The organism is Streptomyces sp. NPDC096079, from assembly GCF_040303145.1.
GTDB lineage: Bacteria > Actinomycetota > Actinomycetes > Streptomycetales > Streptomycetaceae > Streptomyces.
The window spans coordinates 161,328-179,768 of sequence record NZ_JBEOST010000003.1 but is presented as its reverse complement, the minus strand read 5'-3'; the positions used below and the strand labels follow the sequence as shown (position 1 = coordinate 179,768).

Annotated in this window: 22 protein-coding genes; 12 read left to right on the top strand and 10 right to left on the bottom strand. The window is 70.0% G+C overall.

The window, feature by feature from the left end:
* Nucleotides 1-245 precede the first annotated feature (245 nt).
* The 4 genes from rpsF (at nucleotide 246) to rplI (ending at nucleotide 1,966) form a co-directional block, all read left to right on the top strand.
* The gene (gene rpsF, locus ABTY59_RS08245; protein ID WP_015034882.1) at nucleotides 246-536 is read left to right on the top strand and encodes a 30S ribosomal protein S6; all 291 of its coding nucleotides are present in this window, start codon (nucleotides 246-248) and stop codon (nucleotides 534-536) included.
* 74 nt (nucleotides 537-610) lie between these two features.
* Nucleotides 611-1,207: a single-stranded DNA-binding protein gene (locus tag ABTY59_RS08240; RefSeq protein ID WP_352018090.1), complete on the top strand. Its 597-nt coding sequence runs from the start codon at nucleotides 611-613 to the stop codon at nucleotides 1,205-1,207.
* Nucleotides 1,208-1,264: 57 nt separating this feature from the next.
* A complete protein-coding gene (gene rpsR / locus ABTY59_RS08235; RefSeq protein ID WP_005315025.1) occupies nucleotides 1,265-1,501 on the top strand; it encodes a 30S ribosomal protein S18 in 237 nt (78 codons plus the stop codon).
* Nucleotides 1,502-1,519: 18 nt separating this feature from the next.
* Nucleotides 1,520-1,966: a 50S ribosomal protein L9 gene (gene rplI / locus ABTY59_RS08230; RefSeq protein ID WP_053640001.1), complete on the top strand. Its 447-nt coding sequence runs from the start codon at nucleotides 1,520-1,522 to the stop codon at nucleotides 1,964-1,966.
* 93 nt (nucleotides 1,967-2,059) lie between these two features.
* On the opposite strand, the gene ABTY59_RS08225 is transcribed toward rplI, so the two are convergent.
* Entirely contained in the window at nucleotides 2,060-3,397 is a 1,338-nt protein-coding gene (locus ABTY59_RS08225) for an MATE family efflux transporter (RefSeq protein ID WP_352018089.1), read from the bottom strand.
* 424 nt (nucleotides 3,398-3,821) lie between these two features.
* On the opposite strand from ABTY59_RS08225, the gene dnaB reads away from it, so the two are divergent.
* Both dnaB and ABTY59_RS08215 read left to right on the top strand, forming a co-directional pair.
* Nucleotides 3,822-5,303: a replicative DNA helicase gene (gene dnaB, locus ABTY59_RS08220; protein ID WP_352018088.1), complete on the top strand. Its 1,482-nt coding sequence runs from the start codon at nucleotides 3,822-3,824 to the stop codon at nucleotides 5,301-5,303.
* Nucleotides 5,304-5,352: 49 nt separating this feature from the next.
* Nucleotides 5,353-6,735, top strand: a complete 1,383-nt coding sequence (locus ABTY59_RS08215; RefSeq protein WP_352018087.1) for a serine hydrolase domain-containing protein — start codon at nucleotides 5,353-5,355, stop codon at nucleotides 6,733-6,735.
* 61 nt (nucleotides 6,736-6,796) lie between these two features.
* Here ABTY59_RS08215 and ABTY59_RS08210 read toward each other — a convergent pair whose 3' ends face one another.
* The 3 genes from ABTY59_RS08210 to ABTY59_RS08200 all read right to left on the bottom strand — a co-directional run bounded on the left by ABTY59_RS08210 (nucleotide 6,797) and on the right by ABTY59_RS08200 (nucleotide 8,706).
* Complete coding sequence (locus ABTY59_RS08210) at nucleotides 6,797-7,249, bottom strand: GNAT family N-acetyltransferase (RefSeq protein WP_352018086.1); 453 nt, start codon at nucleotides 7,247-7,249, stop codon at nucleotides 6,797-6,799.
* A gap of 26 nt (nucleotides 7,250-7,275) precedes the next feature.
* Nucleotides 7,276-7,734: a MarR family winged helix-turn-helix transcriptional regulator gene (locus ABTY59_RS08205; protein ID WP_352018500.1), complete on the bottom strand. Its 459-nt coding sequence runs from the start codon at nucleotides 7,732-7,734 to the stop codon at nucleotides 7,276-7,278.
* Between the two features lie 108 nt (nucleotides 7,735-7,842).
* Nucleotides 7,843-8,706: a GNAT family N-acetyltransferase gene (locus tag ABTY59_RS08200; protein WP_352018085.1), complete on the bottom strand. Its 864-nt coding sequence runs from the start codon at nucleotides 8,704-8,706 to the stop codon at nucleotides 7,843-7,845.
* Nucleotides 8,707-8,819: 113 nt separating this feature from the next.
* Between ABTY59_RS08200 and ABTY59_RS08195 the strand changes: the two genes are divergently transcribed.
* Both ABTY59_RS08195 and ABTY59_RS08190 read left to right on the top strand, forming a co-directional pair.
* The gene (locus tag ABTY59_RS08195; RefSeq protein WP_352018084.1) at nucleotides 8,820-9,482 is read left to right on the top strand and encodes an HAD family hydrolase; all 663 of its coding nucleotides are present in this window, start codon (nucleotides 8,820-8,822) and stop codon (nucleotides 9,480-9,482) included.
* Between the two features lie 105 nt (nucleotides 9,483-9,587).
* Entirely contained in the window at nucleotides 9,588-10,781 is a 1,194-nt protein-coding gene (locus ABTY59_RS08190) for a globin domain-containing protein (protein ID WP_403537316.1), read from the top strand.
* Here the strand turns inward: ABTY59_RS08190 and ABTY59_RS08185 are convergent.
* From ABTY59_RS08185 to ABTY59_RS08165, 5 genes are all read right to left on the bottom strand, one after another.
* The gene (locus tag ABTY59_RS08185; RefSeq protein WP_352018083.1) at nucleotides 10,778-11,257 is read right to left on the bottom strand and encodes an NUDIX domain-containing protein; all 480 of its coding nucleotides are present in this window, start codon (nucleotides 11,255-11,257) and stop codon (nucleotides 10,778-10,780) included. The two genes, ABTY59_RS08190 and ABTY59_RS08185, sit on opposite strands and share 4 nt — an antisense overlap.
* 93 nt (nucleotides 11,258-11,350) lie before the next feature.
* Nucleotides 11,351-12,247 carry a LysR family transcriptional regulator gene (locus ABTY59_RS08180; RefSeq protein WP_352018082.1) on the bottom strand — a complete coding sequence of 299 codons (897 nt, stop codon included), beginning with the start codon at nucleotides 12,245-12,247 and terminating at the stop codon, nucleotides 11,351-11,353.
* Nucleotides 12,248-12,474: 227 nt separating this feature from the next.
* Nucleotides 12,475-13,614 (bottom strand): cystathionine gamma-lyase, encoded by a 1,140-nt coding sequence (locus tag ABTY59_RS08175; RefSeq protein ID WP_352018081.1) that lies wholly within the window; start codon nucleotides 13,612-13,614, stop codon nucleotides 12,475-12,477.
* Nucleotides 13,611-14,102 (bottom strand): low molecular weight protein-tyrosine-phosphatase, encoded by a 492-nt coding sequence (locus ABTY59_RS08170; RefSeq protein WP_352018080.1) that lies wholly within the window; start codon nucleotides 14,100-14,102, stop codon nucleotides 13,611-13,613. Before ABTY59_RS08170 ends, ABTY59_RS08175 begins: the two co-directional genes overlap by 4 nt.
* Before the next feature lie 9 nt (nucleotides 14,103-14,111).
* A complete protein-coding gene (locus tag ABTY59_RS08165) occupies nucleotides 14,112-14,489 on the bottom strand; it encodes a phage holin family protein (RefSeq protein WP_352018079.1) in 378 nt (125 codons plus the stop codon).
* Nucleotides 14,490-14,540: 51 nt separating this feature from the next.
* On the opposite strand from ABTY59_RS08165, the gene ABTY59_RS08160 reads away from it, so the two are divergent.
* The 4 genes from ABTY59_RS08160 (at nucleotide 14,541) to ABTY59_RS08145 (ending at nucleotide 16,808) form a co-directional block, all read left to right on the top strand.
* Entirely contained in the window at nucleotides 14,541-14,858 is a 318-nt protein-coding gene (locus ABTY59_RS08160; protein WP_352018078.1) for a cupin domain-containing protein, read from the top strand.
* A 144-nt stretch (nucleotides 14,859-15,002) separates the two neighbouring features.
* Nucleotides 15,003-15,221, top strand: coding sequence for a DUF5326 family protein (locus ABTY59_RS08155; RefSeq protein ID WP_352018077.1), 219 nt, complete (start codon nucleotides 15,003-15,005; stop codon nucleotides 15,219-15,221).
* A gap of 237 nt (nucleotides 15,222-15,458) precedes the next feature.
* Entirely contained in the window at nucleotides 15,459-16,229 is a 771-nt protein-coding gene (locus ABTY59_RS08150) for an IclR family transcriptional regulator (protein ID WP_352018076.1), read from the top strand.
* A gap of 138 nt (nucleotides 16,230-16,367) precedes the next feature.
* On the top strand, nucleotides 16,368-16,808 hold the full coding sequence (locus tag ABTY59_RS08145; RefSeq protein WP_352018498.1) for an SsgA family sporulation/cell division regulator: 441 nt from the start codon (nucleotides 16,368-16,370) through the stop codon (nucleotides 16,806-16,808).
* A gap of 108 nt (nucleotides 16,809-16,916) precedes the next feature.
* On the opposite strand, the gene ABTY59_RS08140 is transcribed toward ABTY59_RS08145, so the two are convergent.
* On the bottom strand, nucleotides 16,917-18,287 hold the full coding sequence (locus tag ABTY59_RS08140) for a YibE/F family protein (protein WP_502995342.1): 1,371 nt from the start codon (nucleotides 18,285-18,287) through the stop codon (nucleotides 16,917-16,919).
* Nucleotides 18,288-18,441: the final 154 nt, after the last annotated feature.

The window sequence follows — 18,441 nt, the reverse complement described above, 5'->3', positions numbered from 1 at the left end:
GTAGCGCCGCCGACATCCGTTGTGTACAGATTGCGTCCCCTCTCCGGAGAATTTCAACCGGAAGCCGATGTGCGGGTACTCTGTACAGCTGCGCCGGTGTCTGCCCAGGTCCCTCCGGGATCCCCGACCGCTCTCCTCGCTCGCCGAGGGGACTGTCAGTGGTGGCGGATACCGTTGCTTACGCATCACGACCCTCCTGCCACGGAACGACCGTGGCCGCTGAGTCCAAAGGAGGTGGGTTCCACATGCGTCACTACGAGGTGATGGTCATCCTCGACCCCGATCTCGAGGAGCGCGCTGTCTCCCCGCTGATCGAGAACTTCCTCTCCGTCGTCCGTGAGGGCAACGGAAAGGTCGAGAAGGTCGACACCTGGGGCCGTCGTCGTCTCGCCTACGAGATCAAGAAGAAGCCCGAGGGCATCTACTCGGTCATCGACCTGCAGGCCGAGCCTGCGGTCGTCAAGGAGCTCGACCGCCAGCTCAACCTGAACGAGTCGGTCCTCCGGACCAAGGTCCTCCGTCCCGAGACCCACTGAGCTTCTAGCTCAGAGGTCATCGGGTTCGAGTAGCAACACAGCAGCCAGAAGCAAACCCGCCGAGAGGTTCCCCCATGGCAGGCGAGACCGTCATCACGGTCGTCGGCAATCTTGTCGACGACCCCGAGCTGCGCTTCACCCCGTCCGGTGCGGCGGTCGCGAAGTTCCGTATCGCGTCCACCCCCCGCACCTTCGACCGTCAGACCAATGAGTGGAAGGACGGCGAGAGCCTCTTCCTGACCTGCTCGGTCTGGCGACAGGCGGCGGAGAACGTCGCGGAGTCGCTCCAGCGAGGCATGCGCGTCGTCGTGCAGGGCCGGCTGAAGCAGCGGTCCTACGAGGACCGTGAGGGCGTCAAGCGCACGGTCTACGAGCTGGACGTCGAGGAAGTCGGCCCCAGCCTCAAGAACGCCACGGCCAAGGTCACCAAGACCACCGGTCGCGGCGGCCAGGGTGGATACGGCGGCGGCGGCCAGCAGGGCGGCGGCGGTGGCGGTGGCGGCTGGGGTGGAAACTCCGGCGGCGGTGGCCAGCAGGGTGGTGGCGGTGCTCCCGCCGACGACCCGTGGGCGACCGGCGGCTCCTCCTCCGGCGGCGGCCAGCAGGGCGGCGGCGGTGGCGGCTGGGGTGGAAACTCCGGCGGCGGCTACTCGGACGAGCCCCCCTTCTAGGGCCCTGCCCCGGAAGCAGCTCGTACCCATACTTCTTGATCACACAGGAGAAACACCATGGCGAAGCCGCCTGTGCGCAAGCCTAAGAAGAAGGTCTGCGCGTTCTGCAAGGACAAGACCGCGTACGTGGACTACAAGGACACGAACATGCTGCGGAAGTTCATTTCCGACCGCGGCAAGATCCGTGCCCGCCGCGTGACCGGCAACTGCACGCAGCACCAGCGTGACGTCGCCACGGCCGTCAAGAACAGCCGTGAGATGGCGCTGCTGCCCTACACGTCCACCGCGCGATAAGGGAAGGGTGACCAAGAAATGAAGATCATCCTCACCCACGAGGTCTCCGGCCTCGGTGCCGCTGGCGACGTCGTCGACGTCAAGGACGGCTACGCTCGCAACTACCTGGTCCCGCGTGGTTTCGCGATCCGCTGGACCAAGGGTGGCGAGAAGGACGTGGCGCAGATCCGCCGCGCCCGCAAGATCCACGAGATCGCGACCATCGAGCAGGCCAACGAGATCAAGGCCCAGCTCGAGGGCACGAAGGTGCGCCTGGCCGTTCGCTCCGGCGACGCCGGCCGCCTCTTCGGCTCCGTGACCCCGGCCGACATCGCCTCGGCGATCAAGACCGCGGGTGGCCCCGACGTCGACAAGCGTCGCGTCGAGCTCGGTTCGCCGATCAAGACCCTGGGCTCGCACCAGGTGTCCGTGCGTCTGCACCCCGAGGTTGCCGCGAAGCTCGGCGTCGAGGTCGTCGCCGCGTAACGCTGCCCTTGGCAGTCTGCGCTCAGCAGTGAGGAAGGGCCGCACCCCTCGGGGTGCGGCCCTTCCGCCGTTTCACGTGAAACCTCCGGTGGCTCAGCGAGTGGCGCCGGTGACGATCCAGCGCCCGGAGCGCATACGGAACCAGAGCGTTCCCATCCGCACCGTCATCATCAGGGTCATCGCCCACCAGAGCGCCGTCAGCCCGCCGCCGAGCGCCGGGATCATGAGGGCGACCGGGGCGAAGACGGCCAGGGTCAGCAGCATGGCCCAGGCCAGGTAGGGGCCGTCCCCCGCGCCCATCAGGACGCCGTCGAGGACGAAGACCACGCCGGAGATCGGCTGGGAGAGCGCGACGACCAGGAGGGCGGGCAGCAGAGCGTCCTGCACGGTGGCGTCGCTGGTGAAGAGCGGGACGAACAGGGGGCGGGCGACGATGAGCAACGCGCCCAGTGCCACACCGGAGACCACGCCCCACTGGACCATACGGCGGCAGACCTGCCGTGCGCCGTCGGCGTCGTCGGCTCCGAGGTAGCGGCCGATGATGGCCTGACCGGCGATGGCGATCGCGTCGAGTGCGAAGGCCATGAGGCTCCACAGGGACAGGATGATCTGGTGGGCCGCGACCTCCGCGTCGCCCAGCCGGGCGGCGACGGCCGTGGCGATCATCAGGACGCCGCGGAGGGAGAGCGTGCGGACCAGGAGCGGGACGCCGGCCTGGGCGGAGGCGCGGATCCCGGCCGGGTCGGGGCGGAGGGAGGCGCCGTGGCGGCGGGCTCCGCGGACGACCACGACGAGGTAGGCGACGGCCATGCCGCACTGGGCGATGACCGTGCCCCAGGCGGATCCCGCGATGCCGAGGCCGGCACCGTAGACGAGGCCGACGTTGAGCGCGCCGTTGGTCGCGAAGCCGGCGACGGCCACGTAGAGCGGTGTACGGGTGTCCTGGAGACCGCGCAGGACGCCGGTGGCGGCCAGTACCACCAGCATCGCCGGGATGCCGAGGCTGGAGATCCTCAGGTAGGTGACGGCGTACGGGGCGGCCGTGTCCGAGGCGCCGAAGACGTCGACGAGCCACGGCGCCGCCGGGAGGGTCAGTGCGACGACGGCGACGCCGAGCAGGAGGGCGAGCCAGATGCCGTCCATGCCCTGCCGTATGGCGGCCTGGAGGTCGCCCGCACCCACGCGCCGGGCGACGGCCGCCGTGGTGGCGTAGGCGAGGAAGACGAAGACGCTGACGGCGGTGGAGAGCAGTGCCGCGGCGATCGCGAGGCCCGCGAGCTGGGGTGTGCCGAGGTGGCCGACGATGGCGCTGTCGACCATCAGGAACAGCGGCTCGGCGACGAGTGCGCCGAAGGCCGGCAGGGCGAGGGAGACGATCTCGCGGTCGTGCTGCCGACGGACGGCCTTGGAGGTCGCGGGGGCCTGAGTCATGGGCTCAATCTAATCTTCCACAGGTAAGAGATGCAATGCCTTAGTGATCCTTACTTTTGCCTGGCGCGGGGCTTCGGGTGTGGGCCGTTTGTTCTGATCTTGATTCAGGGGGAGAACTTTTTCTCCCCCACAGCCCGTGGATGGGAAAACCGCAGGTCAGGTGCGCGAAGGCGAGGGCGTTATGAGTTTGTCCACATGGCTGTCCCCCGGTCCGTGCACAGGATCCGGGGAGTTCTCCACAGCATCTGGGCCTTCACCCACAGGGCCTGTGGATAACCAGATTGGCTGACGCTCCCCGCGGGCCTACCGTGGTCCGGCGCCCGACGCGCCAGAAGCGGTCGCAAAGCCACTCGTTGATCAAGGCCGTGGCGTAAGAAAGAGTGGCATGGCGAGGTCCGCGGAGCGGACGGGAGGAGGTGGCTCGGTGAGCATTCCTGAGCCCATGGACGACCCTTGGGCCGACAGCGGACCGAGTGATCGGCTGCCCACCCGTACCCGCGGCGAAGGGCGTGGCCGGGGCCGAGGTCGCGACGACCAGCACGAGCGCGGCAGCGACGGCTCCTGGGACGGCGGTCTCTCCGGGTTCGAGCGCGTCCCCCCGCAGGACCTCGACGCGGAGCAGTCCGTGCTCGGCGGCATGCTGCTCTCCAAGGACGCCATCGCGGACGTCGTGGAGATCATCAAGGGCAACGACTTCTACAAGCCCGCCCACGAGACCGTCTACGCGGCGATCCTCGACCTCTACGCCAAGGGCGAGCCCGCCGACCCGATCACCGTCGGCGCCGAACTCACGAAACGCGGCGAGATCACCCGCGTCGGCGGCGCCTCCTACCTCCACACCCTCGTCCAGTCCGTCCCGACCGCCGCCAACGCCTCGTACTACGCGGAGATCGTCCACGAGCGGGCCGTCCTGCGGCGCCTCGTGGAGGCCGGCACCAAGATCACGCAGATGGGCTACGCGGCCGACGGGGACGTCGACGAGATCGTGAACTCGGCGCAGGCCGAGATCTACGCGGTCACCGAGCAGCGCACCACCGAGGACTACCTGCCGCTCGGCGACATCATGGAGGGCGCGCTCGACGAGATCGAGGCGATCGGCTCCCGCAGCGGTGAGATGACGGGCGTGCCCACGGGCTTCACCGACCTCGACTCGCTCACCAACGGACTGCACCCCGGTCAGATGATCATCATCGCGGCCCGTCCCGCCATGGGTAAGTCGACCCTCGCCCTGGACTTCGCCCGGGCGGCCTCGATCAAGCACAACCTGCCCAGCGTCATCTTCTCCCTCGAAATGGGCCGCAACGAGATCGCGATGCGTCTGCTCTCGGCCGAGGCCCGTGTCGCGCTCCACCACATGCGCTCCGGCACGATGACCGACGAGGACTGGACGCGTCTCGCGCGCCGGATGCCGGACGTGTCCCAGGCTCCGCTGTACATCGACGACTCGCCGAACCTCTCGATGATGGAGATCCGCGCGAAGTGCCGTCGGCTCAAGCAGCGCAACGGCCTCAAGCTCGTCATCATCGACTATCTGCAGCTGATGCAGTCGGGTGGTTCCAAGCGGCAGGAGAGCCGTCAGCAAGAGGTCTCCGACATGTCGCGAAACCTCAAGCTCCTCGCCAAGGAGCTGGAGCTGCCGGTGATCGCGCTCTCGCAGCTGAACCGTGGCCCCGAGCAGCGCACCGACAAGAAGCCGATGGTCTCCGACCTGCGTGAGTCCGGCTCGATCGAGCAGGACGCCGACATGGTCATCCTGCTGCACCGCGAGGACGCCTACGAGAAGGAGTCACCGCGCGCCGGCGAGGCGGACATCATCGTCGGCAAGCACCGTAACGGCCCGACGGCAACGATCACCGTGGCCTTCCAGGGCCACTACTCGCGCTTCGTGGACATGGCCCAGACCTGAGCCCGATACAGGGAGGCAGCGCGGCCGGGCGTGACGTTGGATGGCCTGCATGACGACATCTTTCGAAGCGTTGCTGCCCGGCACCGAGCGGGCTCTGCTGCACCGCGTCGCGGTGGCCCAGTCCGAAGGGCGAGCTCCCTCCTTCGTGGGGGCGGTGGTCCGCGACGGAGCGTTGGTGTGGAGCGGTGCGCGCAGTTGTGTGGACGGCCACGCGCCGGACGCCGACACCCAGTTCAGGATCGGATCGATCACCAAGGTGTTCACCGCCGTGCTGGTGATGCGGCTGCGGGACGAGGGCCTGCTCGGGCTCGACGATCCGCTGGAGCGGCATCTGAAGGGCACGGGCGCCGGTGAGGTGACGATCGCCCAACTCCTCGGCCACACCGCCGGTCTCGCGGCCGAGACGCCCGGCGCGTGGTGGGAGCGGTCCTCCGCCGCGCTGCGGCCCGAGCTCTCCGACGTCCTGGGAGAGCAGCCCTTCCTCCAGCCGCCGGGGCGTCGGCACCACTACTCCAACCCCGGCTACACGCTGCTCGGTTCGCTGATCGAGGCGGTCCGGGGCGTGAGCTGGGAGGAAGCGCTGCGGCGCGAGATCCTGGAGCCGCTGGGGATGAGCCGGACGACGCTCGACCCGGTCGCCCCGCACGCGGGTGGCTGGGCGGTCCACCCGTGGGCCGACGTCATGCTCCCCGAACCGTCCGAGGACCTCGGTCTGATGGCACCGGCGGGGCAGCTCTGGTCGACGGCCGGCGACCTCGCGCGGTTCGCGGCCTTCCTCGCGGCGGGGGACGAGCGGGTGCTCGCCACGGCGTCCGTCGAGGAGATGCGTGCCCCGGCCTCCCCGGCGGGTGAGGGTGACTGGGAGGGGAGTTACGGGCTCGGTCTCCAACTGCTGCGCAGGGACGGCCGCACCCTGATCGGCCACACCGGCTCCCTCCCGGGTTTCGTCGCCTGTGTGTGGGTGAGCGTGGAGGACGGCCTGGCGGGGATCGCCCTCTCCAATGCCACCTCGGGTCCGCTGACGGGGGTCGTGGCCGCCGATCTCGTGCGGATCGTGGCGGAGGCGGAGCCGCGGTTCCCGGAGCCGTGGCGCCCCCTTCCCGCGGCCGAGGTGGACGAGGAGCTGCTCTCCCTCACCGGGCCCTGGTACTGGGGCACGTACGCCTACGGGCTGCGGATCGGTCCCGAGCGGAGCGTGGTGCTCGAACCCCTGCGGGGAGCCGGGCGACGGGCTCGCTTCCGGGCGCTGCCCGAGGGTGGCTGGGGCGGGCTGAACGGCTACTACGCGGGGGAGACGCTCCGCGCGGTGCGGGGTCCCGACGGGGGCGTGAGCCATCTCGACCTGGGGTCGTTCGTCTTCACGCGGGAGCCCTACGAGCCGGGCGACACGGTTCCCGGTGGGGTGGACGAGGCCGGTTGGCGCGGGCTCTGAGCTGCTGAGGGATCGGGTGTTTCACGTGAAACCGTCGTGTTTCACGTGAAACACGACGTCGTCAGAGACTCTTCTTGAATCCCACGTGGGAGGCCTCGAAGCCCAGGCGCTCGTAGAAGCGGTGGGCGTCGGTGCGGCTGACGTCGGAGGTCAGCTGGACGAGCCGGCAGTCCTGGCGCTCGGACTCCTCGACGGCCCACTCGATGAGCTGCGTACCGAGACCGCTGCCGCGTTCGTCGGAGTGGATGCGGACGCCCTCGATGATCGACCGGGTGGTGCCCTTGCGGGAGAGCCCGGGGATGACCGTCAGCTGGAGCGTGCCGACGACCTTGTCCCCCCGGACGGCCACGACGACGTGCTGGTTCGGATCGGCCGCGAGGCGCTCGAACGCGGCGAGGTACGGCGCCAGGTCGTCGGGGGACTCACGCTGCGCCCCCAGGGGATCGTCGGCGAGCATCGCGACGACGTCCGGAAGGTCCTCGGCGGTCGCGGGGCGTATCTCAAGATCGCTCATGCCCGGAAGCGTACGCGCCGGCCGTGTCACGCCGGGGCGCCCACGCCCTCCACGACCCGCACCAGCGGTGCCAGCTCCGGGTTCCGAGCGGCTTCGTCGAGGGCTTCGCGCAGGGCGCTGTCGTTGGTGGGGCGGGCCTCTTCGAGGAGCTTGAGGCCCGCCTCGGTCACGTCGGTGTAGATCCCGCGCCGGTCGGTCGCGCAGAGGTAGCGGGTCAGCAGCCCGCGGTCCTCGAGCCGGGTGACGAGCCGGGTGGTGGCGCTCTGGCTGAGGACCACGGCGTCGGCGACCTGCTTCATCTGGAGGTGGCCGCCGGGGCCGCTGTGCTGACGGCTCAGGACGTCGAGCAGCGAGTACTCCCGCACGCTCAGACCGTGACCGGACTCCAGGGCGCGCTCGATGTGGCCCTCGATCCTGCCGTGCAGCAGGGAGAGGGCGCACCAGCGCTGGGAGAGCGCGGTGAGTGCGGGGTCCGTCGCGGTCATCATGTCTCCTCGGTCCCTCCTCGATGCCGGAGGTCTCTCCTCGACGCCGGGAAGGCTCTCGGTCAAGGGTAGAGGAAGTGGCGCAATAATGCGCGCCTGCAAGTAAATCTATCCGGCGGCGACCGTCAGGGGAGCGAAGCGGCGGCGCCAGTCGCCGGGGAGGTCGGGCAGGGAGCGGACCATCACCGCGTTGGTGGCGACCGCGTCGATGCCGTTCTCCTTAGCCCAGCCCAGCAGGGAGGTGTGGCGGACGTCGATGTCCGTGCGCAGCGGCCGGTCGGTGGCGGCCGCGAGGGAGGCGATCAGGGCCTGAGCGGTGGCCGGGTCGCGGGCGATCAGGGGGCCGATGACATGGGTGTCCATGTTGGGCCAGGCCGCCGCGAAGCCGATGATCTCGCCGTTCTCCTCCGCGACCCGGAGGTGGTCCGCGAACGCGGGGAGCCGCGCGATGATGTGCGTCCGGTCGAGGCCGAAGACCTCGTGGTCCAGGCGCAGGACCGCCGGCAGGTCCTCCGCCGTCGCCGGCCGGACCGCGGCCTCGGGAGCGGGCGCGGTGAAGGTGAAGTGCCCGCGCACCATCGTCGACCGGCTGATCTCGGTGAAACCCAGCTGCTCGTACAGGGGCTGTCCGTTGGGCGTGGCGTACAGCGTGAGCGGGGTGTCCCCTGCCTCCGCCAGGACGTGCTGCATGAGTCGGCGGCCCAGGCCCTGACGGGCGTACCGCTCGGCGACGAGGACCATGCCGATCGCGGCGAGGCCGGGGCCGTAGGAGGTGACCACGGAGCCGGCGGCGAGGCCGGGACCGTGGGGGTCGTCCATGCCGTGACCGGTACCGGCGGTGAGCAGCAACCCCCACTTGTGTTCCTCCCGTGGCCATCCCCGGTTCTCGGAGAGGTCGGCGCAGGCGAGGAGGTCCTCCGAGCCGAGGCGCCGGACCGGGAGCTGGGTGAGCGGGGCGGGGGAGATCGGCATGCCGTTCAGGCTGTCCGACGCGGTGATCTCGCGTCCACCGTTTTATGGGATCCGGCAGGCCCTCCTGGCCGATGCCCGAGGAGCCGTTGATTCCGTCGGCCGGGGCACGGACGATGTTTCACGTGAAACCCCGAAACCACCGCACACGACGACTGCACCTCTTCGATCTCGACGGCACCCTGATCAGGGGCTCGGCGGCCGCGGTGGAGATCTCCCGGCAACTGGGACTGGTGGAGGAGATCACCGCTCTGGAGGAGGGCTTCCTGCGGGGGCTCACCCCGGACGAGTTCGCCGTCCAGGCCCGCGAGCTGTGGTCGGCGCTCACCCAGGAGCAGGTCGCGACGGCCTTCGAAGGGGCGCCCTGGCTGGGGGGCATCCGCGAGGTCTGGGCGGACATCCGGGCCCGTGGCGATCGCTGCGCCGTCATCTCCCTCTCGCCCGACTTCTTCGTCGAGCGGCTTCTCGACTGGGGCGCCGACTCGACGCACGGATCGCTCTGGCCCGCGGTCCCGTTCGCCGAGCCGATCCACCGGCCCGGCATCCTGAACGCGCACGCGAAGGTGCGGATCGCGAGGGAGCTCTGCGCGGGGTACGGCGTGGACCTGGCCGACTGCGTGGCGTACGGGGACTCGATGTCGGACGCGGAACTCTTCGCGATCGTGCCGGAGAGCGTGGCCGTGAACGCGGACCACCATCTCGCCGGGCTCGCCCGCCACAGCTACTCCGGAGGGGACCTGCGCGAGGCCTACGCCCTGGTGCGAAACAGCGCAGCCTAGCCAGAAACCCGGGCCTATGGCCCGAGAACGCCACTTTCTGTCCGAAGCGCCGGTCGGAAGCGCCATGCTGCGATCACGGAAGCCGGCCAGCGCGAGGCGAGGCACATGATGGATGCTCCGACGACCACGACGGACGAGCGGGATTCCCCGGCGGCGGACCGGAAGGAACCCCGAATACCCCAGGGACCTTCCGCCGACGCCTTGCTCGTCCGGCGGACACTGGCGGAGATCGCACCGGTCGCCGAGCGGGTGACCTCGTACTTCTACGCCCTGCTCTTCGTCCGGAACCCCCAGCTGCGCGAGATGTTCCCGGCTGCCATGGACACCCAGCGGGACCGGCTCCTGAAGGCCCTCCTCACGGCGGCCGAGCACATGGACGACGCCCCGGTCCTCACCGCGTACCTGGAGAACCTCGGCAGGGGGCACCGGAAGTACGGCACCCGGTCCGAGCACTACCCGGCCGTCGGCGAGGCCCTCATCGGCGCGCTCACGCGGTACGCGGAGAAGAGCTGGGACGAGGAGACCGAGGCGGCCTGGGTCCGCACGTACACGACGATCTCCCAGATCATGATCGACGCCGCCGCGGAGGACGAGCGGGCCGCGCCCGCCTGGTGGCAGGCCGAGGTGGTCTCCCACGACCTGCGCACCCCGGACATCGCCGTGGTCACGCTCCGGCCGGACCAGCCGTACCCCTTCCTCGCCGGGCAGTACACGACGCTGGAGACCCCGTGGTGGCCCCGGATATGGCGCCACTACTCCTTCGCCTCGGCACCCCGTCCGGACGGGCTGCTCTCGCTGCACGTCAAGGCGGTCCCGGCCGGCTGGGTGTCCAACGCGCTGGTCCACCGGGCGCGCCCCGGGGACGTGCTGCGGCTCGGCCCTCCGGCGGGCTCGATGACGGTCGACCACTCCACGGACACCGGCCTGCTCTGCATGGGCGGGGGCACCGGGATCGCACCGATCAAGGCGCTGGTCGAGGACGTCGCCGAGCACGGGGACCGGCGCCCCGTCGATGTCTTCTACGGGGCGCGCAGCGGCCACGACCTCTATGACATCGACACCATGCTGCGGCTCCAGAAGACCTTCCCGTGGCTCTCCGTCCATGCCGTCACCGAGGAACAGGGGAGGCTCCCGGACGCCGTCTGCCGCTACGGGCCCTGGGACGAACGCGACGCGTACCTCTCGGGTCCGCTCGACATGGTCCGTCGCGGCGTCGACGCGCTGCGCGGGGCGGGGGTCCCCTCGGACCGCATCCGGCACGACTTCCTCGCGGAGCTGGCCCCCGCGACGGCCGGCTAACCCAGGTCGGGGGCGTGCATCGCGCGGACGCCCTCGATGTTGCCGTCGAGGTAGTGGCGCAGGGAGAGCGGGACGAGGTGCACGGCGGCGATGCCGACCCGGCTGAAGGGAACCCGGACGATCTCGTACTCGCCGACCGGTTCGTCGATCTCGGGGCCGTGGCGCAGGGCGGGGTCCATGGAGCCGAGCCGGCAGACGAAGAAGTGCTGGACCTTCACCCCGGAGACCCCGCCGTCGACGATGTGCTCGACGGTGTCGACGAAGCAGGGGACCACATCGGTGATCTTGGCGCCGAGCTCTTCGAGCACTTCGCGGTGCAGGGCCTCGACGACGGTGGCATCGGTGGGCTCGACGCCGCCGCCGGGCGTGAGCCAGTAGGGATCCATCCCGGGCTTGGTCCGCTTGATGAGGATCAGGTCGTCCCCGTCGAGCAGGATGGCGCGTGCGGTGCGCTTGATCACGGGCCGTTCGGTCATGGGAAGAAAATGGCCCGTGCGGGGTGTCCTGAAACGCACCTGTCGCCCGCGGTTCGCGGGGACGTCACCGGCCTCGGCCGGCCCGCCGGGGACTCACCAGTTCCCGGCGGCCCGCAGCAGCTCCTCATGGGCCCGCGCGAGGGGCGGCAGCGCGAGTGTCCCCGTACGCGCGACCAGGAAGTACGTGCGGAGCGGAGGGACCGGGGGATCGAGCAGCGCCACCAGCTGTCCCCGGTGCAGCGCGTCCTCGCACAGATAGCGCGGCAGGACGGCGAGGCCCGCCCCGGAAGCGGCGGAGTCCCGCACGGCCCGCAGGTCAGGCGCGATGACGGTGGCGGCGGCGGCCGGCTTGCTCTCGAAGACGCTCGCCCAGTAGCGCGAGACGAAGGGCAGCGACTCATGGACCTCGACCACCGGCAGCTGCTCCAGGACCACCGCGCCCTTGCTGAGAAGGACGTCGGGGGAGAGCCGGGCGCCCCAGCGCGGGGCAGCGACCAGGACGTGCTCCTCGTCGCAGAGCGGCGTGGACGCGAGCAGACCGCCCCGGGGGCGTGCGGTGGCGATGGCCAGATCGTGATGGCCCGCGGCGAGCCCGTCGAGGATCTCGTCCGTGTCTCCGAGGAAGGAGACCCGGACGGCGAGCCCCTGGCCGACCAGCGGGGTGAGGGCGGGCAGGGCGCGGAGCGCCGTGAACTCCGGAGGCCCGGCGAGGTGGAGGGTGCGGACCCCGCTCTCCTGGTCGAGCCCGGCCTCGGCGATCTCCACGAGGGCGTCCAGATGGGGCGCCGCGCGATGGGCGAGCTCGTCTCCCATGGTGGTGGGCGTGACCCCGCGCGCCTGCCTGAGGAAGAGCGGCCGCCCCAGCTGTCGCTCCAGCGTCCTGATCTGGCTGGTGACGGCGGGCTGGGACAGCCCCAGGAGCGCGGCGGCACGGGTGAAGGAACCGGCCCGGTGCACCGTGACGAACGTGCGCAGCAGCGCCAGATCCATCTCCGCCCCCTCGCGGCCGTGCGGCCGTTCGACTCAGGCGGTCGGCTGACTGCGCCTCAGGACCGTCCAACTATAAATAAGTCGATAGGTCGCTGTCGTTACCGTGATTGGACACTGACGCACAGTCAACTAGCCTTGTTCAGGCGGTCTCCGCGCGTGGAACCGAGGGTGTTCCGAGCCACGAGGGGGGAGGCTCGGAGCGCCCTCGTTCCGTGCGGCCGGCCGCGTCAGCTCGTGCTTCCCGCCTCGTCCAGGGCGCGCAGGACGTCGGCGATCAGGTCCTCGGGGTCCTCGGCTCCGACGGAGAAGCGGATGAACCCCTCCGCGACCGCGTCCCCGCCCCAGCGCCCGCGCCGCTCCGCCGTGGAGCGCACGCCGCCGAAGCTGGTGGCGTCGTCGACGAGACGCAGCTCCTCCAGGAACCGCTCGGCCCGCTTCCGGTCCGCGAGCTCGAAGGAGACCACGGGGCCGAAGCGCCGCATCTGCCGGGCGGCCACCGTGTGCGAGGGGTCGTCGGGCAGCCCCGGGTAGCGCAGCCCGGTGACCTCCGCGCGCTCGGCGAGCGCCCGTGCCAGCGCCAGCGCGGTGGAGCACTGCCGGTCGATCCGCAGCTGGAGCGTGGCGAGCGACCGGTGGGCGAGCCAGGCCTCCATGGGGCCGGGGATGGCGCCGACGATCTTGCGCCAGCGTCGTACGTCCGCCGCGAGCCGGGGATCCCGGCAGCTCACGTGGCCGAGGAGGATGTCGCCGTGCCCGGTCATGCCCTTGGTGTCGCTGGCGACGGAGAAGTCCGCGCCCAGTTCCAGCGGTCGCTGGCCGAGCGGGGTGGCGAGGGTGTTGTCGACGGCGACGAGCGCCCCGGCCGCGTGGGCCTCCCGCACGAGCCGGCGGATGTCGCAGACGTCGAGACCGGGATTGGACGGGCTCTCGATCCACAGCAGCCGCGCCCCGTCCAGTACGGACAGCTGGGCGTCGCCGCCGGTGGGGGCGGTGCGGACCTCGATGCCGTACGCCCGCAGCTGTTCGTGCAGCAGGGGAAGGGCCTGGTAGCCGTCGGACGGCAGCACCACCGCGTCGCCGGTCTTGAGCTGGGAGAACAGGACGGCGGAGATCGCGGCCATGCCGGACGCGAAGACCAGCGTCTCCACGCCCTCCTCCCCCGGCGCCTCCAGCTGGCCGATGGCCCGTTCCAGATGGGTCCAGGTCGGGTTCTCGTCACGGCCGTAGGTGTACGGGCCGCTCGGCTCGCCCGGCAGATGGAAATGTGCCGCGAAGACCGGCCCCGGCAGGGTCGGTTCGTACTTCACGGGCTCGGGCAGTCCTGCCCGTACCGCCCGCGTGCCGTCGCCGAGTTCGTCGTCCGTCACGGTGTCCGTTCCTCCAGTTCCGCGCGTATGGCGGCGAGCAGTCCCTCGCTCGCGGCCTCGACCATCTCCAGGCACTCCTCGAAGCCCTCGCGTCCCCCGTAATAGGGGTCGGGGACGTCGAGTCCGGGCCCGGCGGCCGGGTCGTAGGAGCGCAGCAGTCGTATTCTCGCCGCCTCCTCGGGGGTGCGGGCGAGCTCCCGCAGCTCCCGCAGATGTCCTTCGTCGAGGGCGATCACCAGGTCGAGGGCGGGGAACCACGAGGATCGGAACCGCCGGGCGGTGTGCGCGGAGGTGTAGCCGTTCTCGTCGAGCACGGCGACCGTGCGCGGGTCCGCCCCGTCGCCCTCGTGCCAGCCCCCGGTGCCCGCGCTGTCGATCTCGACCAGGCCACCGAGGCCGGCCTCCTCCACGCGACGGCGGAAGACGTGCTCGGCCATCGGCGAGCGGCAGATGTTGCCGGTGCAGACGAAGCAGACGCGGTAGGCCATGGTCGCCCCTCAGTCGCCGTCGGGGAGCACGACGTTGAGCGCCCAGGAGACGACGGAGATGATCAGGCCGCCCAGGACGGCGGTCCAGAAGCCCTCCACGTGGAAGCTGAGGTTCAGCTGCTCGGCCAGCCACGACGTGAGGAGCAGCATCAGGGCGTTGACCACCAGGGTGATCAGGCCGAGCGTCAGGACGAAGAGGGGAAGGGTCAGCAGTTTGACGATCGGCTTGACCAGGACGTTCACCAGCCCGAAGACAAGGGCGACGAGAATGAGGGTCAGGGCCTTCTTGCCGGTGCTGTCACCGGTCAGGGTGATGTCCTGGAGCAGCCAGATGGCGACTCCCAGGGCGCCCGCGTTCGCGAGCGTCTTGACTACGAAATTCATCATGTGTCTGATCGTGGCAGACATGATCGGGCCGAGGGCAGGGGCTAACGGGCAATGAAGGCATTCCGTCTGGACGAGCTGGAGGCGGAGCGCGCCGCCAACAAGGGCGCGTACCTCCAGTTCCTGCGTGAGCGGAACATGTCGGTGGGCCTGTACGCGTTGGACGCCGGGGAGCTCGATCCGCAGCGGCCGCACAGCCAGGACGAGGTGTACTTCGTGGTGAGCGGCCGGGCGGCGATCACGGTCGGGACGGAGACGACCCAGGTGGCGCGCGGCAGCGTGGTCTACGTGCCGGCCGGGGTGGAGCACCGGTTCCATCACATCAGCGAGGACCTGCGGGTGATGGTGGTCTTCTCGCCTCCGGAGGGCTGAGGGTCGTAGGCCCCTCAGCCCCTAGGGGGCGGATCAGGGGAGAGCGGGGGCCGCAGGGCCCCCAGGGGCTTCGTCCCGCCCCTAGCCTTGAGGGTGTCCGGCGCGGAGTGCGCCGGGCGGATCTTCGAGAGCGAGGTAGGGACGATGGCCGTACGAGAGATTCTCGCGGGGATGCCCTGGTGGGTGAAGTGGGTCGCCATACCCCTCCTCGCCCTGTTCGTCTTCGGCGGACTGATCACCAGCGTCCTGACCTTCGTGGTCGGGCTGCTCTTCAAGGTGCTGCTCTTCGCGGCCCTCGTCGCCGGACTGATCTACGTCGTCCGCAAGTTCAGCTCGTCCTCCAGGTCCCGCGAGGACTGGTAGCACAAGCTACTGATCGGTATGAAGCGCACTGCGGGCATTAGCCCGGGCGGGGGAACGCGCTGGTCGAATCAGGGTGTGGGCCCTGGGGCTGCCACTAGAGTGGAATCTCTCCGCCGCGTTGGGGACTACAGGCGTAGACCTCCGTACTGACCAGCGGTTTCCCAGGCCCGGCGGGCGCGCGGGGGCGGCCCCCGCGGGCGGGTGCACTGCATCCGTCGTCACGCCTGGGGGTGACCTTTGGCCACGGCTACGCAGACGGCTGCGCCTACCCTGATCGGCTCGGTACAGCGGGCGCTGAGACTCCTGGAGGCCGTGGCCTCCCATGCGGAGGGCGCCCCGGCCAAACAGCTCGCCCGCGAGACGGGCCTACCGCTTCCCACGACGTACCACCTGCTCCGCACCCTGACGCACGAGGGCTATCTGGTCCGCGACAAGGGTGTGTTCGTCCTTGGCGACGCCGCCGTCCGACTGGCCGGCGGCGGAGATGTGCAGAATCGTCGCATCAAGATCGAAGACTCCCTCGCCCACTGGCGGGACGAGATCGGCGTCCCCATTTACTTCGCCCTCTACCGCGAGGGGGAGATCGAGCTCGTCGCCGTCGCCGACACCCCTTCCGCCCCCGCAGTGGAGGAATGGGCCGACTTCCGCGAGACCGCGCACGCCCATGCGATCGGGCAGTGCCTGCTGAGTCAACTCGATCTGAAATCTCGTCAAGACCACCTCGATCGCCATCCGGTGGAAGCCATCACTCCGTACACGGTGAGTAACCAACGTCTCCTTTTGGAGCGTTTGGGCGGTTTGGGGCGAATGGAGCCCGTGGTGGAGCGTCAGGAATATGCGCTGGGCACGGTCTGTGCCGCAATCCCCATCACCGCGGGTTCCACGGCGGCCACGATGGCCATTTCCCTCCCCCTTCACCAGGAAGAACGGTTGCTCCCAGCAGTCGAGCGGCTACGCACGGAGATCGGAAGGCTCTTCAGTTCACTCGCGTTCTCTATCAGTATCTGAAAAATCACTCCTTGTGATCTGGTAGCGCTTACAGCACGATTGCGTCAAGAGGGCCACGGGGGATCATTCCTGGCCGTTTCGGTCACAGCTTTCAGCAGCTGTGTTTACACAACTGCTTCATCTACTGCGGGGTACATGATGCGAGAGTCGGTTCAGGCCGAGGTCCTGATGAGCTTCCTCGTCTCCGAGGAGCTCTCCTTCAAGATCCCGGTCGAACTCCGATATGAGACCCGGGATCCCTACGCGGTACGGATGACCTTCCACCTCCCCGGAGACGCGCCCGTGACCTGGGCGTTCGGAAGGGAACTGCTGCTCGACGGGATCAACCGGCCGAGTGGGGACGGGGACGTGCACATCGCACCGACGGAGCCCGAGGGGCTCTCGGACGTCTCCATCCGGCTCCAGGTGGGCGCCGATCGCGCGCTGTTCCGGGCCAGCGCGCCGCCGCTCGTCGCCTTCCTCGACCGAACGGACAAGCTGGTTCCGCTCGGTCAGGAACGGACACTCGGTGACTTCGAAGACAACCTGGAGGCGGCACTGGGCCGGATCCTCGCCGAGGAGAACGCCGGACCCGCCTGATCCGGCGCCGCCCGCCCGATCCGGACACCGTCTGCTCCGGACACCGTCTGCTCCGGCACCGCCTGATCCGGACCCGACGGAGCCCTCAGTACCTTCCCGCGCCCCGCCTCACTTGGCGCGGCGCCGCCGCCCTCCCCGTACCGCCGCGGGCTGTCCCCCTCCGGGCGCCGCCCGGTCGGCGGAGACGACCAGGGCAGCGAGCGCCGTGGTGACCGGCACGGACGCGACCAGACCGATCGAACCGACCAGCGTCCGGACGATCTCCTCGGCCACCAGCTCGCTGTTGGCCACCGTCCCCATGCTGCTCTGGGCGATGGAGAACAGCAGCAGCAGAGGCAGGGCGGCACCCGCGTAGGCGAGCACCAGCGTGTTCACGACCGAGGCGATGTGGTCCCGGCCGATCCGGATCGCCGCCCGGTACAGGCCGCGCGGCCCCATGCCCGGGTCGGCCTGGTGCAGTTCCCACACGGCCGAGGTCTGGGTGACCGTCACGTCGTCGAGCACACCGAGCGATCCGATGATGATGCCGGCCAGGAGCAGGCCCGACATGTCGATCTCCGGGTACAGACCGTGGATCAGGCCGGTGTTGTCGTCGGTGTTGCCGCTGAGCGAGGCCCAGTCGATGAAGACCGAGCCGAGCAGGCCGATCAGCATCAGCGAGATCAGCGTGCCGAGCACCGCGACCGAGGTGCGGGCCGAGAGGCCGTGGCACATGTAGAGCGCGATGAGCATGATCGCGCTCGACCCGACCACTGCCACGACCAGCGGATTCGACCCCTCCAGGATCGCCGGCAGGATGAAGAGGGTCAGCACCAGGAAGCTCGCGGCGAGGGCGATGAGGGCCATCACGCCGCGCATGCGGCCGACGAGTACGACGACGAGGGCGAAGATCCCGGCGAGCACCGCCAGCGGGACCTTCCGGTTCACGTCGGTGACCGAGTACTGCAGGTCGTGCGGGGCGTCGGGGGCGTACGCCACCACCACGCCCTGTCCCTCGTGCAGTTGGCGCGGTGCGTCGGGCTGGACGACCTCGACGAACCGACGGCCCTTGTCCGGGCCGCTGGTGACCTCGACCGTCGCCTTCGCGCACTGCCCCTGCTGGGCGTCGACCGCCTCGCGCCCCTCCGGGGTGGAGGTGTCGCCGGTCGGCGGGACCTGGGCGGCGTTCACGTCCTTGCAGTCCACGTGCTCGACCGAGACGACCGTGCCCTGCTGGGTCTGGCGGTCGAACCCGACGCCGGTGCGCTCGTGCGCGGGGGTGCCGCCGGGCCACAGGACCACGAGACCGACGACGACGGCGGTGGCGAAGGGGATCAGGACGGCGGCGATGACCTTGCGCAGATGCCGCGAGACGGGGGCGGCGGGCCCGTGGCCGTGGCTGTGTCCGTGCCCGCCTCCGTGCCCGTGGGAGGGGCCGGAACCGTGTCCGGGACCGTGGGCGTGGCCGTGCGGCTCGGGGGGCTGCTGGGGGGAAGTCACCGACCGATCATCGCAAGAACGGTGGGGGCCCACTGTTCAGCACGCCAGGGATGGCGCTAGCGTGGTGACACCTTTGCACACGCGGGAGCTCGGAGCACCGGGCTGAGAGGGCGCTGATCACCGTACGCACGTACGGGAGGAGGCTGCGCCGACC